Raw genomic sequence first — 19,044 nt, forward strand, 5'->3', positions numbered from 1 at the left:
TCTGGCGTTCTATAGCCTGATCCTTCAATAATAAGTGCATCTTATTCATTGAAGACAGGTTAGAGGATAGCCGGAGTGTTTTTTTTATTCGTTAGTGTGGTATGTTATATTTTTGAAGAATGAAATCAATACAATCGTTCATGGCTGGAAGGAGATCAATGCAGATGGACAACAACGAAATAAATTCAAAGCATTTGGATCACCTGGATCATATGAATTTTAGACTCCTTCACGTGAATTATACGAGTGATCCTGCGACGGAGTGGCTTCTGAGGAAACACTTCATTGAAACATACATGTTATTATTTGTAGCCAGTGGGCAAGGGTGGTTAAAGATAGATGGCAGTTTCATTGAATTAAAGGCGGGAGGACTGTATGTAGGCTTCCCGGGGCAACTGGTTGAGGCAAATGTGCATTCGTTGGATGAACGAGGCGTGTATCACATGAGTTTTGATGTCATGTATGCACTGGAGCAGGAGGGTGGAACGGCCCTTGAAATGATGAAGCAACTTTTACGTAATGAAGTGAATGGCGAGGTCAGCTCATCTTCGCCCGTTGCTGTTGGCGTGATCTGTCAGATGATTTACCACCACACATTGAAGAAGGATGGTTTGCAAAGGTACTATGGTCAGATTCGTTTTCAGGAACTGTTGTATACCATGTTTTACAACGTGGCCTGTGCCGAAAAGACGGATCTGGCTTCACCAATTGAACATGTTAAAGGCTACATGGAGCAGAATTATTCGAAGAGATTAACCATTGAGGAATTAGCAAATGTGGCACGAATGAGCCCTCGACACTTCATGCGTTTATTCAAGAAAAGGTATGGTTACAGTCCAGTGGACTATTTAACGCTATACCGAATTAAACAAGCCCAGATCTTAATGAGAAATGATCACAGTTATCGACTCAAGGATGTGGCATCGTATGTGGGTTATCAGGATGAGACGTATTTTCGGCGTAAATTCAAGCAAATCTCTGGCATTCCACCAGCAGCGTTTATACGTAATAGCAAACAAAAAATTGCTGCAGTTCATTCTTTGAGCATTGGTATACTGCTTGCATTGCAGATCATTCCATGTGCCGCGCAGGCAAGTCATCCATGGACATACTATTACAGACGTAAATATGAAACGGACAAAGTTATGCCACTCGCAGAGAGTGAGACCACTTGGCTGGAACAGCTTCGATTAGTTAATCCTGATTATATTATTACGATTGGGACGGAGTCTGAGTCTCTGCAAAGTCAGCTTCAATCCATTGCTCCAGTGTGTGACCTCCCGTGGGAAAAAGGGGATTGGAGAGAGCATTTGAGATATGTTGCAAGCTTTTTGGACAGGTCGGATATTGCAGAGGTATGGCTTCAAAGATATGAAGAGAAGGTAAAGATCATTAAGAATCAGCTTACAGATTTCATACGAAAAGACAAACTGGTTATACTCAAAGTTCATGGTGAAGCATTGCAGATGTTAGGCCCAAGGAGCATTGCTTCCGTTTTTTACGATGATATGCAAATGGAGGGTCCCGAAGGAGTTGAGACTTATTGGGAACGGGGCACAGTGACCATTAAGGAGCTATCTGTTCTCAACGTTGAAAGAATATTGCTGATTGTGGGTGATGATGAGACATCCAGGCAGACATGGTCTGCTGTGCGTAAGTCTGAAGAATGGCTTGAGTTGTTAGCTGTACAGAATGGCAGCATGGATATCCTTTTGTCGAGCGTCCTGCTGGACTACACTGCGTTTACCCATGAGCTTATGTTGGATGAAATATTAAAGTTATGGCAAGATCGTCCATAGCAAAAAGTCTGAATAGTCAATATCATGCCTGAACATATTTTATTATACTACTCCTATATCGTAGTGATAATGATAATTATTATTGATTAGACATTGTCATATATTAATGACCTATAGGGGGTACATAGAGAATGAGATTCAGATGGTTAACCGTAATATGCACAATGATGTTGATGCTCGTTATTTCGGCTTGTGGGGCAGCAGGCAAAGAAGCATCCTCGAGCGTGGGACAAGAAGCGGGTACCGCCAATTCTTCAACAACAGAAGCCAGTCAGGTGAAAAAAGTGAACACGGAAATGGGAGAAGTTGAAATTCCAGTGAACCCACAAAAAATAGTTGGTTTGTCCGTTGTATATCCAGAATTTTTATATTCACTTGGCATCGTACCTATTGCTGTACAGAACTACCATGAAGATTTTCCTTCTTACTTACAAGAGCCATTCGCAAACACGATGAAAATGGGAATAGGAAGAACGCCTAACTTTGAAGCCCTGATGGAGGCAGCTCCGGATTTGATTATCGCTCCTGACTGGTGGTCCAAAAAGGACTATGATCAGCTTACTCTGATTGCACCTACCGTACTTTTGCCACAGCGTGATGATTGGCGCGATGAACTGCGGGATATGGCCAAAATTTTGGACAAAGAAGAACAGGCAGAAAAGGTGATTCAGGATTTGGTGGATAAGGAGAAGGTAGCTGCTGCCAAATTGGATAAGCTGATTGGTGAGGAGACTGTTCTCTACATTAGAGTGATGGAAAAAGAAATCGTACTTCATGGGGAGAACCTTGACCGAGGGAACTTTGTCCACAAACGATTGGGAATGAATCCACTTCCTAATTTCCCGAAAGATCAAACTGCCATGTCCGTATCCTTGGAAGTACTTCCTGAATACGACGCAGATCATCTGATCGTTCAGCTGGATGATGAGACTAATCCGGAAATTAAAAAGAAATTTGAAGATATGTTATCTTCATCGTTATGGAAAAATCTGAAAGCAGTCAAGCAGGACCACGTCTACATGGTGGGTGGCAAGGAATGGTTCAATCTGGGAATGTCTCCACTTGCCGATGAATATGTCATTGATGATATTGTTGCTGCTTTTGAAGCAAAAAACAAATAAAGCAAACGGGTAAAGTGACATGTATCTCGAATTCATAACTAAATTAACAAGGTGTGTTTAAAATGATTGAAGAAGATATCTATGATGTAACCATCATCGGAGGCGGCCCTGCTGGCATGTATGCAGCTTTTTATGCAGGGATGCGTGATATGAAAGTTAAAATCATCGAAGGTAAAGACCAGCTTGGTGGATTTCTGCATACCTATGCGGAAAAAACAATTTGGGATGTAGGCGGTCTACCACCTATGAAATGTTCGAAGTTGATCGAGTGGCTTGTTCAGCAGGCCAATACGTTTAATCCAACGGTTGTATTGAATTGCAAAGTGGAAAGATTCACTCGACTGGATAACGGAATATGGAGTATGTATACCACTGGAGGGAAGATACATTATACGCGTACGATCATTGTTGCGGTGGGCCGAGGTATCGCAGAAATTCAAAAATTGGAGCTTCAAGAGCAAATGGAATGTGAGTATGAAAATCTTCATTACACCGTCCAAAATCCAGAACATTTTTCAGGGAAACGTGTGCTCATTTCAGGAGGAGGCAACAGTGCAGTAGATTGGGCAATTGAACTTGCTCAACTTGCTCGCAGCGTAGTTGTAATCCACCGGAATAATGAGTTCCGCGCGATGGAACGAAATGTAAGTGAGATGAACAATATAACGGATGTGAGAACACCATACAGCATCACGCAGCTTCATAATAATGGCAAGCGAATCCAGCAGGTTGAGATTACACATATGAAAAAGTCAGGACAATGTGGTGTTGGAAGTGGATGAAGTCGTCATTAGTCACGGATATAAGAGCAATCTAAGTGATCTTGCCAGTTGTGGCTTAGAAATGGACGATGGAATGGTTCTAATGAGCCACCATGCACAGACGAGTCTTCCGGGTGTTTTAGCAGCAGGGGACTGTGCGACCCACGAGAGCAAAGTTAGACTCATTGCAGGAGCCTTCAATGATGCGATCGTGGCAGTTAATAGTGCGAAACAATATATGACGCCAGACGCACCCCAGATGGCTTATGTTTCTTCCCATAATGAAATCTTCAGAGAAAAAAATCGACAAATTCCAAGTCTTTAAACTTGGGATTTGTTTGCGTATTTCGATTCGTTGGAGTATTAAAATCTGTTCTTTTAACATTTCCTTAATTATGGGAGGAATGGAAGGAGTATCGAATCTGTAAGCGGTAATTGTAAAATTTGATCGAAAAAACACAAAAAATCTTGTAAAATTCACAAGAAAAATAGGGGACACTCTTGCAATCTTTAACCAAAACCCCGAAAATAGAGAGACAGATATAGAAGATTTCTCTTTGGGAGGATTGGAAAGAACATGTGGGGTGCTCCTTTTACGGCTCAAGCCAAAAAAATGCTGCTACTAGGCAGTGGAGAATTGGGAAAAGAGGTCGTTATTGAGGCCCAACGACTGGGAGTAGAGACGATCGCTGTTGATCGTTATGAGAACGCACCTGCGATGCAGGTCGCGCACCGGTCTTACTGCATCGACATGCTGGATGCCGAAGCTTTGAAACAATTGATCCGTAAAGAAAAACCTCATTACATCGTACCTGAGATTGAAGCTATTGCAACAGAAGCTTTACTGGAGCTTGAGGAAGAGGGATTTTGTGTAGTACCTACTGCCCGAGCTGCACGTTTAACGATGGATCGCGAAGGCATCCGTCGGCTTGCAGCCGAACAATTGAAACTTCCAACAGCTGACTACCTTTTTGCGGACAACCTGGAACAACTTCAGGAAGCCGTACGTGAGCTTGGCACACCTTGTGTCATTAAACCATTAATGAGTTCTTCCGGCAAAGGGCAGAGTGTATGCCGAACACCGGGCGACGTGGAGGATTGCTGGAACATTGCTCTTTCGGGGGCTCGTGGCAAATCCGTTCGTGTTATTGTGGAGAGCTTTGTGCAATTTGACAGTGAGATTACATTACTTACCGTTAGGTCTGTATCAGGCACCGTATTTTGTCCTCCGATTGGTCATATTCAGAAAGATGGGGATTATGTCGAATCCTGGCAGCCTCATGCAATGACTCCTGAGCAATGGCAGCAAGCTTGTCATATTGCCAAATCCGTCACGGATGAACTTGGCGGGTATGGACTGTTTGGAGTTGAATTGTTCCTCACATCGGATGGTGTTGTGTTCAGCGAGGTATCTCCTCGTCCGCATGACACAGGTATGGTTACAATGGTGACGCAAGACAGTTCCGAGTTTGCGCTGCATGTACGTGCAATTCTTGGTTTTCCGGTCACAGGTGTACATCTGTTGACACCGGGAGCTTCAGCAACGCTGAAGGCTAATGATGAAACATCTGACTTTACTGTAGGCGGGATTGAAGAAGCACTGGCTCTTCCTCGTACTCAGATTCGTGTATTTGGCAAACCTGAGACCAAAGTAGGACGCCGAATGGCTGTAGCCTTAAGTGCTGGCCAAGATGTGGAAGAAGCTCGTAAAACAGCGGTGCAAGCCGCTAATATGCTGAAAGTGGAGGTAAATCATGTCCAATAATGTTGAGGCCCCTGTACTGATGATCCGAGAGTGTGAGCTACGAGATGCTGAAGCGGTAACGGGACTGATGCGAGAGGTCAGCTATCCGACAACAACCAATGTCATGAAAGAACGTATTGAATGTTTGGAAACCAATCCAAACGCATGCATGCTTGTTGCCGAAGTGGATGAACAAATTATTGGTGTGATTGGCTTGCAATGTGTGCAAAGTCATGCCTATCCAGAACCTGCCGCACAAATTACTTCCCTGATTGTAGGTCAAGAGCATCGTGGTGGTGGGATTGGCCGTCGTCTGATGGCTCGTGCCGAAGATTGGGGCAGACAGCAAGGTGGTAAACAACTGTTTGTCACGGGTGCTAACCGTGAAGTGACTTCAACAACGTACTCTTTTTATGAGCACATTGGTTTTCAGAAGAGAGGCTATCGGTTCAGTAAAGTTCTTCTATAGTATAAAAAAAGTTTCTTCTATTGCATGGAAATTCTCATGATATCCTGATCTGCACATTCTGGTGTGGTGAATGATAAATAGATGGTGAAGCGACATTCGACTAGCATTTTTAGTCCGAATGTCTTTTTTTTATGCTTTTGTCGATGGGGGTAGAGCCTTACAGGATAAGCCCTTAGGACAAATCTGAAACATTCTAAAAAAATGACAAAAAAGTTACTTTTCCATATTTTATAGGTTCACAATCTCCTGTTGAATTGATATACTGCTAGAGTATTAATTACAAAGTTGTAATAACTAATCTTAAGGAGATGAATGAATTTGAAAAAGAAATGGATGAAAACTGTCGTAACGAGTAGTCTGACAGCCGTACTGGCCGTAGGGGTAATGCTTCCTGCTTCCGCGTCTGCTGCAGATTCAACATATAAGACTATCACAACGTACAAAATTACAAGCACAGACAGCTTGAAAGCTTATATTGAGAAATGGCTCAAACAAAATGGATACACCGTATCCGAGGGGCAAATTGTAGAGAAACCTGCTACGCAGCCTGATCAAACGACGAAACCTGCTGAGCCGACAACAAAACCAACTCAACCAACAACAAAACCTGCTGAGCCTACAACTAAGCCTGAGCAACCGACTAAACCAACACAACCAGTTCAAGAAAAACCGGAAACTACACCGGCTAAAGATCCTTCAAACACAGGTAATACAGGTAACAATACAAGTAATAATGGTAGCGAAAGCGCACAATCCGACTTTGCTACTCAAGTTGTAAAACTTGTGAACGCTGAGCGTGCTAAAGCAGGTCTGAACGCCCTGACTTCAGATGCACTTCTGGACAAAGTAGCTGTTGCTAAAGTAAAAGATATGAGTAACAACAACTATTTTGATCACCAGTCACCTACGTATGGTTCTCCGTTTGATATGATGAAACAATTCGGAGTAACTTACAGCTATGCAGGTGAGAACATTGCCCAAGGACAAAAAACACCACAGGAAGTTGTTACAGCTTGGATGAATAGTGAAGGGCACCGTGCCAATATTCTGAGCAAAAACTTTACACATATCGGTGTAGGTTACTACAATGGATACTGGGCACAAGAGTTTATCGGTAAGTAATCGATTTATAATGAAGAAAGTATGATTTTCTTTTTCACAAGGTTATGCCAGCACACAGTTCAAATCTGTGTATGGTATAACCTTTTTTCCGTAAAATGACATAAGAAAAATGAATTCTGCGAATAGAGCGCCAAAATTTGCAAATTAACGACAGAACATTTATGTTATTTAGGAATAGCATCATCAGGGCGTGTCTGAAAACTCCGAAGTAAGCGGATTTTCAGACACGCCTTAATGTAAAGTCATTATAAATTATAAAGCACCCGGATTGGTGTACATGAGCGGAGATGTGATGATGAAAAAGAAAAAAAGCCTTGATTCAGCACCATGGATCTGGAGAACTGTCAGTACAGTATCCATCTTGGCAACTTTGCTGTTGTTATTTGGATTTGGATACGCCATAAAAGACGTGATTTTCCCCGAGGGAGATTCCGCATTAACGACAGGCCAGGAGGCAACTGCTCCATCTAAGGATATCGAGGGGAAACCCGCTGTCGTGGAAGATGGCAAGATTCGGATGGCCGTCATCGGCGATTCCCTGGCAAGAGGCACGGGGGATGATGAAGGACTCGGTTTTGTGAGACGTGCAGGGAACCTGCTTAAAGATAAAGGATATGATGTTCAGGTTCTTAATAATCTGGGTGTAAACGGTTTGAGAACAGATGCTTTATTGGAAAAACTCGATGAGCAAGGCGTGCGTTACGTCCTGCAACAGTCCAATTTTATTTTGCTCTCGATCGGCGCAAATGATTTGTTTCAGGGAGGACAAGTTCTTCAGGGGGAAGATCCGCCAACAGCAGAGCAGCTGGCAGCGGCTTTGCCGGAAACGTCCAAGCGCCTTCAAGAGATATTGAAGAAAGTTAAAAAAATTAATCCCGATGCACAGATTGCGTACATAGGGCTGTACAATCCATTTGGTGATGTGAAGGAACTGGAGAAGCCGGGTAATGCAGTAGTTGCTGCATGGAACGATGCTGCACTGGCTATTTTGAACAATGAGGACAAGATGACACTGGTCCCTACATTCGATTTATTTGAAAATCATCTGGGGGAGTATCTCTCGTCAGATCATTTCCATCCCAACGGACAAGGTTATGAGCAAATTGCAGTTCGGATTGCACAGGAATTCCAGGCAGATACACCGGCAGAAGGGAGCGGAAATTAAATGGCAGAGCAGCAGTATGATTCCGTCCTATCCGTACAGAATCTGAAAAAGCGGATCGGACGCAAATGGATCATTAAGGACGTTACATTTGACGTGAAACCTGGTGAAATCTTCGGATTTCTCGGTCCCAACGGTGCCGGCAAAACAACTACGATACGGATGCTGGTCGATCTGATCAAACCAACAGAAGGAAAAATTAAAGTCTGTGGTTATGATGTGAATCGGGACCCTGAGCGTGCTTTGAAGTATGTAGGCTCCATTGTTGAAAATCCGGAGGTATATACATATCTGACAGGGTGGGAGAACCTGGAGCATTTCGCTCGCATGCAACCAGGTGTGGACAATGAACGAATTCAGGAAGTTGTAGATATTGTGCGTCTGGATCAGCGGATTCACGATAAAGTCAGAACGTACTCATTGGGTATGCGTCAACGGCTCGGTATTGCACAAGCGCTGCTTGGGCGACCGCGTCTGCTTATTCTGGATGAACCGACAAATGGTCTTGATCCAAAAGGGATTAAGGAACTTCGTGTCTTTATTAAGCAACTTGCCAGTGAAGGTATGGCTGTATTTGTCAGCAGTCACTTGTTAAGTGAGATCCAGCTTCTCTGTGACAGAGTAGCCATTATCAGTGCTGGGCGTGTGCTTGCTGTTGGAGGTGTAAGCGAACTGATTGAAGATCATTCCAAGTTGGCCATATGGCATCTTTCACCACTGGAGCAAGGCAAAAAAATGTTGCAGGATGCAGGCATTGCTCTGGTAGGTCGACCTGCGGATGTGATGGATGATACCATTGTTGCGGGCCTTGGTCCCAACGCTGTGGTTGCCGAGATGCACGAAGATCGAATTCCTGATATGGTGCAACAGATGGTTCAAGCTGGTGTACAGGTTGAAGGGGTACAGCGGATTCAGCCTACGCTTGAACAACTATTCTTAAAAATGACAGAAGGTGAATCCATTGAGTAATATCATGCCGCTGATCCGCAATGAAACGATTAAGATGGTGAAGAAAAAACGGCTTTATATTATATTTATTGTACTTGCGGTCCTCGTACCGATGTTTACGTATGCCCAGATGAAATCTGCGGAGAATAATCGCGACAAGTTTGGCGGCGATTGGCGTCTTGAACTGCAACAGGCCATCACAGATAATCAAAATTCGCTCGGTAGCGATCGGGTACCTGAAGAGTACAAAAAATATAGAACAGTATATATCCAGCAGATGCAGTATTATCTTGAGAATGACATCAATCCCAAAGAACCGGGCGGTGTCACCTTTACGCGGGAGTTCATGAACAACGCGGTTGGATTGTTTATTCCACTGTTAATCATGGCTATTGCTTCAGATCTTGTTTCTGGTGAACGTACGACAGGGACGATTAAAATGCTTTTAACGCGTCCGGTTAGACGCTGGAAAGTGCTTCTGAGTAAATTAATTACGCTGATTATGTTTGTTTCGATCATAGTGGTATCAGCCTACATTATATGTTATGTCATATCGGGTGCGGTCTTTGGTTATAAAGGCTTCAACATGCCAATCTTCACAGGATTCAAAGTTGTGGGAACAGATGTCGATATGTCGGCAGTGCATGCTGTAGACCAGTGGCTTTATATGCTAATGCAGGCAGGACTGATCTGGTTTGTGAGTGTAATTGTGGCTATGCTTGCATTTATGGTATCCGTGCTCGTGCGCAGTACTGCTGCAAGTATCGTTATAATGATGGCCGCGCTGATTGCAGGAACAATCTTGACCAGTATGGCAGCATCTTGGCAGACAGCGAAGTATTTGTTCATGGTTAACCTCGAACTTCCGAATTATTTGTCTGGCGGGTTACCTCCAATCGAGGGTATGAATTTAGGTTTTTCCCTTATTGTGCTTAGTGTTTGGGGCATTGCTTCACTCATTGTGTCATTCCTTGTCTTTACGAAACGGGATATCTTGAATTAAAATGGACAAGGATAAGAAAACATCTGTTTGCATTTTAGGCATTTTTTTAGTTGCAAGTTAAGAAGGGGGAGCATGAATGGTCGAGCAAATCGATATGTCGGCAGGTTCGACAGGCGGAGGACAGGGGTCTTCAGGCTACGACGCGGACGACATTCAAGTACTTGAAGGGTTGGTAGCGGTACGGAAACGGCCGGGGATGTATATCGGCAGCACCAGCACTTCAGGTTTACATCATTTGGTATGGGAAATTGTCGACAACGCAGTCGACGAACATCTCGCCAAATTCTGCTCCAAAATCGATATCACGCTGCATAAGGACGGTTCTATTACGGTTCAGGATAACGGAAGGGGAATTCCGACAGGTATACATAAAACAGGGATTCCTACTCCCCAGGTCGTGTTTACGATTTTGCACGCAGGCGGAAAGTTCGGTGGATCAGGATACAAAAAATCAGGCGGTTTGCACGGTGTAGGTGCGTCAGTTACAAACGCATTGTCCGAGTGGCTTGAAGTCGAGATTTTCCGTGATGGCAAGATTCATCGTCAGCGATTCGAGTATTGGAAGGACAAAAAAGGGATTGAACATGTCGGTGAACCGGTCTCCGGTCTCGAAGTGTTGGGCAATACCAATCGGACAGGTACAAAAGTTACATTTAAACCGGATATTCGGGTGTTCCAGAGCGGTATTCAATTTAATTATGATACATTGGCAGAACGTCTTCAGGAGATTGCTTTTCTGAATTCGGGTCTGAAAATTGTGCTCAAGGATGAACGTTCGGGCAATCAGGATGAATACATGTATGAAGGCGGAGCAAGCCAGTTTGTTGCTTTTCTTAACGAAAATAAAGATGTGCTGCATGATGTTATTCACTTCTATGCGGAGAAGGATGACATTGAAGTCGAAGTGGCAATCCAGTATAACGCGGGTTATACGGAAACACTGGCTTCGTTCGTGAACTCGATCCCTACTCGGGGCGGCGGTACTCATGAGACCGGATTCAGGGCTGCGTATACCCGTGTAATGAATGATTACGCACGGCGTACCAGCATGATTAAGGAAAAAGACAAAAACCTCGAAGGTAATGACCTGCGTGAAGGTATGATGGCCGTCATCAGTGTCAAAATGTCAGATGTTGAGTTCGTAGGTCAGACGAAGGATCAGCTCGGCAGCGCTTCCGCTCGAAGTGCAGTGGATTCGGTCGTGTCCGAAAATATTCAGCGGTTCCTGGAAGAAAACCCGCAGGTAGCGCAAACGTTAATTCGCAAAGCGGTTCAAGCTTCCAGAGCCAGAGAAGCAGCTCGCAAAGCACGTGATGATATGCGTACAGGCAAGAAACGCAGTGAGAGTTCCAACCTGAACGGCAAACTAACGCCGGCGCAATCAAAGGATTTTACCCGAAATGAGTTGTTTATTGTTGAAGGGGATTCCGCAGGTGGTTCTGCCAAACAGGGACGCGACTCGAAGATTCAGGCTATTCTGCCGCTCAAGGGAAAACCGCTCAATCCGGAAAAATCGAAGCTGGCCGACATTCTCAAAAATGAAGAATACCGCGCCATTACAGCGGCGATTGGGGCGGGCATAGGAACCGAATTTGCAGTTGAAGACAGCAATTATTCCAAAATTATCATTATGACCGATGCTGATACCGATGGTGCACATATTCAGGTACTGTTGTTAACCTTCTTTTATCGTTATATGAAGCCATTAATTGATGCAGGTAAAGTATATATAGCTCAGCCGCCATTGTATAAACTTACTCGTAAGTCTGGTAAGCTTGCGACAGTTCGATATGCATGGACGGATGAAGAATTGGCGAATTATATGAAGGAATTCGGTAATAATGTTGAGCTTCAACGTTATAAAGGACTAGGTGAAATGAACCCGGATCAACTGTGGGAGACCACAATGAATCCGGAAACTCGTGCGATGCTGAAGGTACAGATTGTTGATGCAGCAAAAGCAGAACGTCGTGTATCTACACTCATGGGTGATAAGGTTGATCCGCGGAAACGCTGGATTGTAGAGAACGTCGACTTTACAGAGTACGAAGAATAGAAGGTGCTTGGAATGAGTCCATCAGAACAATTTATGCCGGCCTTTCTCGAAGAGGTCGTTGGGGACCGTTTCGGTCGCTACTCCAAATATATTATTCAGGATCGAGCCATTCCGGATGTCCGGGATGGGTTGAAGCCAGTACAACGGCGTATTCTGTACGCCATGTACGATTCAGGTAATACGCCTGACAAGACTTACCGCAAGTCTGCCAAAACCGTTGGGGACGTAATGGGTAATTATCATCCACATGGTGACTCATCCATCTATGAGGGTATGGTGCGGATGGCTCAGCCTTGGAAAATGGGCCATATGCTCGTGGACGGTCATGGTAACTGGGGATCACAGGATGATGACCCGGCAGCGGCGATGCGGTATACGGAGGCCCGTTTGTCGCCCATCGCGATGGAGATGCTTCGCGATATCGAGAAACGGACGGTTCTGTTTAAGGATAATTTTGATAATACGGCCAAAGAACCGGTTGTATTGCCATCCCGTTATCCGAACTTGCTGGTTAATGGTGTCAGCGGTATTTCCTCCGGATTTGCAACGGAGATTCCTCCACACAATTTGCGTGAAGTCATTGATGCTTCGATCGCTGTGATGGAGAAACCGTCAATTGAGCTGGACGAAATCATGATGTTTATGAAGGGTCCTGACTTTCCAACAGGCGGATTGATTATGGGCGGTGACGGCATTCTTGATGCTTATCGCACAGGTAAGGGACGGATCTATATCCGGTCCAAAACCGAGATTGAAAACATGCGCGGTGGCAAACAGCAAATCGTAATTACCGAGATTCCTTATCAGGTCGTGAAATCTCGTCTCGTTACAGCGATGGAGAACATCCGACTTGAGAAGAAGGTTGAAGGTATTGCCGAAGTGCGTGATGAGAGCGGACGTGAAGGTCTGCGAATCGTGGTTGAGCTGAAAAAAGAAGCGGACGCACAAGGTATTTTGGCTTATTTGCTGAAGAAAACCGACCTGCAGGTCACCTATAATTTCAATATGGTGGCGATTGTGAATAAAGCACCTCACCAATTAGGATTGAAATCGATCCTCGAGGCTTACATTGCCCATCAGCGGGAGGTTGTAACATTCCGTACCCGGTTTGAGCTGGAGAAGGCGCAAGACCGTGCGCATGTGCTCGAGGGCTTGGTAAAAGCACTTAACATCCTTGACGAGGTCATTGCGGCCATCAAAGCTTCGAAGAACCGTCAAGATGCTCAAAATAACCTGATGTGGATGTTTGGATTCACGGAACGCCAAGCGGATTCCATCCTTACGTTGCAATTGTACCGTTTGACGAATCTGGAGATCAATTCTCTGGAGAAGGAACTCGGTGAACTGATGAAAAAGATTGCACAATTACAATCCATTCTGGATAGTGACCGCAAGCTCATCGGAGTCATCCGCAAGGAATTGATGGAGATTCGTGAGAAATACGGCATAGACCGTCGTTCTACGATCCAGGGTGAAGTGGAAGAACTCAAGGTAAATCTCGAAGTACTTGTGAATGCGGAAGATGTATTTGTTACGTTATCCAAAGAGGGATATGTGAAACGTACAGGCATGCAGTCCTTTACACGTTCTGGTGGTGAACGGAGCGGAAGTGGAGTAAAAGACGGCGATTATATCGCTCAGGTTCTGGAAGTAAATACACTTGAGAACTTGCTTGTCTTTACGAGGAAAGGTCAGTATTTCCTGTTACCTGTTCATCAGGTACCTGAATTCAAGTGGAAAGACCCGGGCACAGCCATTGTGAACGTGATTCCCCTTGCGAAAGATGACCGTATTGCAAGTGTGCTTGCTGTGAAATCCTTTGAAGAGCCGAATCACAGTCTGGTCTTTGTTACACGAAGAGGACAGGTGAAACGAACGGAACTGAAGGATTACGTTACCAAACGTTCCGGTGCAGTTGCGGCTTGTAAAGTGGGCAAGGACGATGAAGTGTTATCTGTACATCTAAGTACAGGTGGTCAAGATATTATGCTGATTACAAAAGAAGCCATGGCGATTCGTTTCCGAGAGGATGAAGTCAATCCAATGGGACGCGTATCAGGTGGTGTTCGTGGTATTCAGTTAAGAGATACAGATGAAGTTGTAGCGGCTCTATGGGTAGAAGGAGATGAAGGTGAAGTTGCCGTGTTGTCCGATCTGGGATATGGTAAACGATCATTACTTCTGGATTACGCTATACAGAGCCGTGGAGGCAAGGGGCTTGCCACATTCGAGTTCAAAGAAGGCAAACGTGTGAAACCGAATGGCAGCCGTATTGTTGGAGCGTTTTATTGCAAAGAGCAACGTAAGATCACTGTAATGACCAAGGAAGGCCAAGTGCATCAGATCTCTTCGGAAGGTGTTCCGATTACAGAGCGCAAACATATTGGTAAGCTGATCGTTCATGTGGATAAACAGGACGAGATCGTTGAACTTCTAAGGGACTTCAATGAGAATCAACCAGCATCATCTTCATAAAAACAAACAAACGAGACTTTTCGCAGAACAGCTAATCCTGTCATGCGAAGAGTCTTTTTTTGTTGTTCGAAGGCGGATTAGAAGAGGTCATCCATGCGAAGTTTAACAACCTTCGTCGATTACGGTCGATCGCTAGGAAATTGAAAAAAGGCAGCAGGAATGCGGCTTTGGAGCGCGAAAACTTAAGCAGGTGAAGTGATAACCGGTTGCAGAGAGGAGCGATGGAAGATGTATAATTCCGATTTTGCCAAGTGTTGGTCCAGGTTAACCAAAGATTATAAATTGCATATGGATCAAGAGCTGGCACCCTCATTAACGGAGGCTCAGCTGGCGGTTCTGGAGGTACTTGAAGATCATCAGAAAATGAAACCTTCGGATCTGATTCCTTATCTGTCGACTACGCCAGCTGCTGTAACCATGCTGCTCGATCGGATGGAGAAGAATGATCTGATTCGCAGGAATCGGGATAATCAGGATCGACGCATTGTGTGGGTATCTCTGTCAGAGAAAGGAAGAATGGAGACAGAGCGGGGGATCACCATCCGGAATGAATTCATGAACTCTGTTCTCAGTAACATTTCGATGCACAATCAACAATTGCTGGTATATCTGTTAGGCAAAATGACAACACCCAAGACCAAAGAGCCTGCCTTATCTACTTCGGTATGATACCATGCTGATTCTTCTGAATAACCATAGGAGTGCCTGCTCGTTTCATGCAGGAGCCCTATGGTTATTTTATTTACAAATTACATATGCTACACACTGTGTCCAGGTTAGTTGAGTAAAGGCATGGATGTAACGCAGTTAGTATGTCCTAATATTATTTTTGTGAATTCATATGTAAAGAGTTGACTATGTAAATATTTTTGTTATAATAAATAATTGTTCCCCTGATATTTCGTGTACGAAATATTATATTCTAAAAGTAAAAGGGTGAATCAATGACTGATACGTATGAAGTATTCTATATTATTAATTCGTTCCGCCAAGTGAATCAAATGCTTTTTCGAGCATTTTGGAATGAAAACAAGGAGATCGAGCTGACTTCGATCCAGTTTATGGTGTTATCCATCCTGAGGGAGCGTCCTTCCATTGGCATCAACGAAGTAGCTGAGCTATGCCATATGGGCAGCAGTTCCATGAGCGCTGTTGTGGAGCGACTGGTCAAAGGCGAGTATATCGTTCGGACACGTTCAGATGCTGACCGCCGATCCGTAAAGCTTCAGATTACGGATAAAGGGGAACAGGCTCAACAGGAAACGCACCATTTGTGGATGGAAAGAGTGTCACCCATTCTGGATATATCGAAGGAAGACCTTGAGCACCTTCTTAGAATTCATAGTCAAATGATTGAAAAGTTAGAAGGAAGAGAGATGAACAACATATGAGTACGACTACTGCTGCAGCTCCATCCTCAGCGATGGACAACATCAAGAAAGGCCCGATTGTAGCGGCATTGTTAATTGGTGCCTTTGTGGCATTCCTGAACCAAACCCTGATGAACGTAGCGCTTCCTAAAATTATGGAAGACCTCGCGATCAATGCAAACAAAGCCCAATGGTTAACTACGGGTTATATGCTCGTCAACGGTGTACTGATTCCGGTTACGGCATATCTGATTGCCAAATTTTCAACGCGTCAAATTTTCATTACAGCCATGACTCTTTTTACCATAGGGACATTAGTCTGTGGTCTTAGTCCAACCTTCACCATTCTAATGGTAGGTCGTGTTATTCAAGCGGCAGGTGCAGGTATCCTGATGCCTCTGATGACCGTTGTATTCCTGACCATCTTCCCGATTGAGAAACGCGGTCAGGCCATGGGAACCATGGGGATCGCGATGATTCTGGCTCCTGCGATTGGGCCTACACTTTCAGGTTATGTGGTTGAGCATTATTCCTGGAGATTGTTGTTCTACATCATCTTGCCATTCTCTATTATTGCAACGGCAATTGGTATTGCTTTTGTCAAAAACGTAACACGTCAGTCCAGACCTAAACTGGATTATCCAGGCGTTATTTTATCTACACTTGGTTTTGGTAGTTTGCTCTACGGATTTAGTGATGCGGGTACCGATGGATGGGGCAGTGCAATTGTCATTGGATGCCTCGTTGTAGGTGCGATATCCCTGATTCTGTTCGTTATTCGTCAACTGACAACAGATCATCCGCTCCTTGAGTTCCGTATTTTCAAATACAACATGTATACATTAACAACGATTATCAATATGCTCGTGACAATGGCGATGTTTGCAGGTATGATCCTGCTCCCTATTTTCCTGCAAAACATTCGTGGTTTCTCACCAATTGAATCAGGACTTCTGATGATGCCCGGTGCGATATTGATGGGGATTATGTCTCCTATTACAGGTCGCATATTTGATAAAGTGGGCGCACGCTGGCTTTCGGTTGCAGGTCTTGCCATTACGGCAATTACAACTTTTGGACTGAGTCGTCTGGCAATCGATACTACCTACGGCTACATGATGTTTATCTACACGGCTCGTATGTTCGGTATGTCGATGCTGATGATGCCAATCCAGACAGCAGGTCTGAATCAACTGCCTCAACGTCTGAACGCGCATGGTACAGCGATGTCCAACACATTGCGTACTGTTGCCGGTGCGATCGGTACAGCCGTTCTCGTAACCATTATGAGTAGCAAGCTCAAAACACATCTGGCGGATGCAGTGGCTGCTGGCCAAGTTGACCCTAGTGATAAGACAGCAATGATAGCTGCTACAGCAGATGCAACGATTTACGGTGTTAACTATGCATTCATCGTGGCTACCGGAATGACCGTGGTTGCTTTGATTATGGCGTTCTTTATCCGGAAAACAAAACCAGCTGTTGAACCTGTTTCTGTAGAACAGGAAAAAGCGACGGCTACAGCATAACGAATATCAGAAAAAACCAAAAAAGAGAACTCTAGCAGTCGAAGGGGTAACCCTAACTGCCTGAGTTCTCTTTTTTTGGTGTACGCGATAGGAGGAGAGTACTTTTATTATTCGGGCTGGATCGTTGGATCGATAAGAAATACAGGATCGGGCTCATGACCGAACTGTTTGAGATTAATGGTTCCGTTTAGTTGAAACTCCACACCTTCGCTAATCAGTTCTGTTTCCTGCATCATGCGCGAGTGTTCGTCCGGTATGGAGATTTCTCCTTTTGCATTGACGACACGATGCCAGGGCAGACGTTCCTTGCGGCTCATCGAGTGCAGAATACGTACGACTTGTCTCGCGGCTCTTGGACTTCCGGCATGGGCTGCAATCTGACCGTAAGTCATCACTTTACCTTCGGGAATCGCCGCGATGATCGCAACGACTTGTTTGGTAAACGGGGTCATCATGATGTCTCCTCTCTGTATTTTAGGTATATAGCTGAAAATATGAAAAAACGTGTCGTTCAGATACAGAATCTGAACGACACGTTGTATGGACAGATGTAACCTGATCCTGTGCACTTATAGAGGTTATTCAAAAAAACCGCTTTTGATTACGAATGATGCCTATCGGCATCATAAGCATCGAATATGGAATTCAGCCGAAATGTCCGTTGCTCACGTAGCTTTTCTACGCTCCGCTACTCCATTTCTAGCTTCATCCCATCTTCTCGGTACTGAAAACCAGTCTTTTTGAACACGTACTTATCGAGGTTGTCCAAAAGCTTTTTGGTACACGGTAGCGGGCCATTCTGCCCAGGGGAATTCTCTTGCAGGCAAAGATTGCAGAATAACTTCTTCTTTGGTAACTGGATGAGGAAAAGCTGCAATCACAGACCATAGAGCAATCTGTTGCCCGGGTTTATTCACGCTTGCGCCGTATTTCTGATCCCCGTACAGAGGGCAGCCAATTTCTTTCATTTGCACCCGAATCTGATGAGATCTGCCGGTGTGCAGTTCGATATGAACGAGGCTGTAACGGTCCGTCTCACCAATGACCTGATAATCCAGAACGGCATCCTTACCGCCAGCCGTACCTTTAGGTACAACAGTAACGGTATTTGTACGTGCATCTTTCAGGAGCGTGTGTTTTAACGTTCCCTGCTGTGCAGGCAACTTGCCATGTACAACAGCTGCATATATTTTACGAAAATGACGTCCCCGCACAGTCTCGGACAATCTCGAAGCTGCTTTAGAAGTCTTTGCAAAAATCATTGCCCCTCCAACAGGACGATCAAGTCGGTGTACTAACCCTAGATAAACATTGCCAGGTTTGTTGTATCGTTCTTTCAGATCCTGCTTCAGCAATGTAAGCAAATCCGGATCACCTGATGAATCTTCCTGGGTAGGTACATTGACCGGCTTCGTAATACCTAACAGATGGTTGTCTTCGAACAGAATCGGAATCGCATCGTGGTCATGCCGATGTTCTGACATG

The 19,044-nt window shown here is 44.6% G+C and carries 17 protein-coding genes; 15 read left to right on the top strand and 2 right to left on the bottom strand.

The genetic code is table 11. From position 1 onward, the window contains the following. Window positions 1-164: 164 nt before the first annotated feature. The 15 genes from QF041_RS01295 to QF041_RS01365 all read left to right on the top strand — a co-directional run bounded on the left by QF041_RS01295 (window position 165) and on the right by QF041_RS01365 (window position 17,559). Entirely contained in the window at window positions 165-1,799 is a 1,635-nt protein-coding gene (locus QF041_RS01295; protein WP_307410953.1) for an AraC family transcriptional regulator, read from the top strand. 131 nt (window positions 1,800-1,930) lie between these two features. Then, on the top strand, window positions 1,931-2,920 hold the full coding sequence (locus QF041_RS01300) for an ABC transporter substrate-binding protein (protein ID WP_307410956.1): 990 nt from the start codon (window positions 1,931-1,933) through the stop codon (window positions 2,918-2,920). A 62-nt stretch (window positions 2,921-2,982) separates the two neighbouring features. Beyond that, window positions 2,983-3,702, top strand: coding sequence for an NAD(P)/FAD-dependent oxidoreductase (locus tag QF041_RS01305; RefSeq protein WP_307410959.1), 720 nt, complete (start codon window positions 2,983-2,985; stop codon window positions 3,700-3,702). Next, complete coding sequence (locus QF041_RS01310; protein WP_307416865.1) at window positions 3,695-4,006, top strand: FAD-dependent oxidoreductase; 312 nt, start codon at window positions 3,695-3,697, stop codon at window positions 4,004-4,006. Before QF041_RS01305 ends, QF041_RS01310 begins: the two co-directional genes overlap by 8 nt. A 252-nt stretch (window positions 4,007-4,258) precedes the next feature. Further along, window positions 4,259-5,446, top strand: a complete 1,188-nt coding sequence (gene purT, locus QF041_RS01315) for a formate-dependent phosphoribosylglycinamide formyltransferase (RefSeq protein ID WP_047843517.1) — start codon at window positions 4,259-4,261, stop codon at window positions 5,444-5,446. Then, window positions 5,436-5,894 carry a GNAT family N-acetyltransferase gene (locus QF041_RS01320; RefSeq protein ID WP_017687788.1) on the top strand — a complete coding sequence of 153 codons (459 nt, stop codon included), beginning with the start codon at window positions 5,436-5,438 and terminating at the stop codon, window positions 5,892-5,894. The genes purT and QF041_RS01320 overlap by 11 nt, the downstream gene beginning before the upstream one ends. Window positions 5,895-6,212: 318 nt before the next feature. After that, window positions 6,213-7,016, top strand: a complete 804-nt coding sequence (locus QF041_RS01325) for a CAP domain-containing protein (RefSeq protein WP_307410963.1) — start codon at window positions 6,213-6,215, stop codon at window positions 7,014-7,016. Between the two features lie 277 nt (window positions 7,017-7,293). Next, window positions 7,294-8,181: a GDSL-type esterase/lipase family protein gene (locus QF041_RS01330; RefSeq protein WP_307410966.1), complete on the top strand. Its 888-nt coding sequence runs from the start codon at window positions 7,294-7,296 to the stop codon at window positions 8,179-8,181. Then, window positions 8,182-9,147: an ABC transporter ATP-binding protein gene (locus QF041_RS01335; protein ID WP_307410968.1), complete on the top strand. Its 966-nt coding sequence runs from the start codon at window positions 8,182-8,184 to the stop codon at window positions 9,145-9,147. Further along, entirely contained in the window at window positions 9,140-10,129 is a 990-nt protein-coding gene (locus tag QF041_RS01340; protein ID WP_036613298.1) for an ABC transporter permease, read from the top strand. Before QF041_RS01335 ends, QF041_RS01340 begins: the two co-directional genes overlap by 8 nt. A gap of 76 nt (window positions 10,130-10,205) precedes the next feature. Then, window positions 10,206-12,185 (top strand): DNA topoisomerase IV subunit B, encoded by a 1,980-nt coding sequence (gene parE / locus QF041_RS01345; protein ID WP_307410973.1) that lies wholly within the window; start codon window positions 10,206-10,208, stop codon window positions 12,183-12,185. A 12-nt stretch (window positions 12,186-12,197) separates the two neighbouring features. Next, complete coding sequence (gene gyrA / locus QF041_RS01350) at window positions 12,198-14,660, top strand: DNA gyrase subunit A (protein ID WP_307410976.1); 2,463 nt, start codon at window positions 12,198-12,200, stop codon at window positions 14,658-14,660. A gap of 228 nt (window positions 14,661-14,888) precedes the next feature. Then, the gene (locus QF041_RS01355) at window positions 14,889-15,329 is read left to right on the top strand and encodes a MarR family winged helix-turn-helix transcriptional regulator (RefSeq protein ID WP_036613306.1); all 441 of its coding nucleotides are present in this window, start codon (window positions 14,889-14,891) and stop codon (window positions 15,327-15,329) included. 275 nt (window positions 15,330-15,604) lie between these two features. Next, on the top strand, window positions 15,605-16,051 hold the full coding sequence (locus QF041_RS01360; protein ID WP_036613308.1) for a MarR family winged helix-turn-helix transcriptional regulator: 447 nt from the start codon (window positions 15,605-15,607) through the stop codon (window positions 16,049-16,051). Continuing rightward, window positions 16,048-17,559, top strand: coding sequence for a DHA2 family efflux MFS transporter permease subunit (locus QF041_RS01365; RefSeq protein WP_237174758.1), 1,512 nt, complete (start codon window positions 16,048-16,050; stop codon window positions 17,557-17,559). Before QF041_RS01360 ends, QF041_RS01365 begins: the two co-directional genes overlap by 4 nt. Window positions 17,560-17,666: 107 nt before the next feature. Here the strand turns inward: QF041_RS01365 and QF041_RS01370 are convergent, their stop codons facing one another. Both QF041_RS01370 and QF041_RS01375 read right to left on the bottom strand, forming a co-directional pair. After that, window positions 17,667-18,011: an MGMT family protein gene (locus QF041_RS01370; protein WP_036613313.1), complete on the bottom strand. Its 345-nt coding sequence runs from the start codon at window positions 18,009-18,011 to the stop codon at window positions 17,667-17,669. A 300-nt stretch (window positions 18,012-18,311) separates the two neighbouring features. Next, a complete protein-coding gene (locus tag QF041_RS01375; RefSeq protein ID WP_307410981.1) occupies window positions 18,312-19,043 on the bottom strand; it encodes an RluA family pseudouridine synthase in 732 nt (243 codons plus the stop codon). Window position 19,044: the final 1 nt, after the last annotated feature.

It is taken from the genome of Paenibacillus sp. W2I17 (genome assembly GCF_030815985.1).
Lineage (GTDB): Bacteria > Bacillota > Bacilli > Paenibacillales > Paenibacillaceae > Paenibacillus.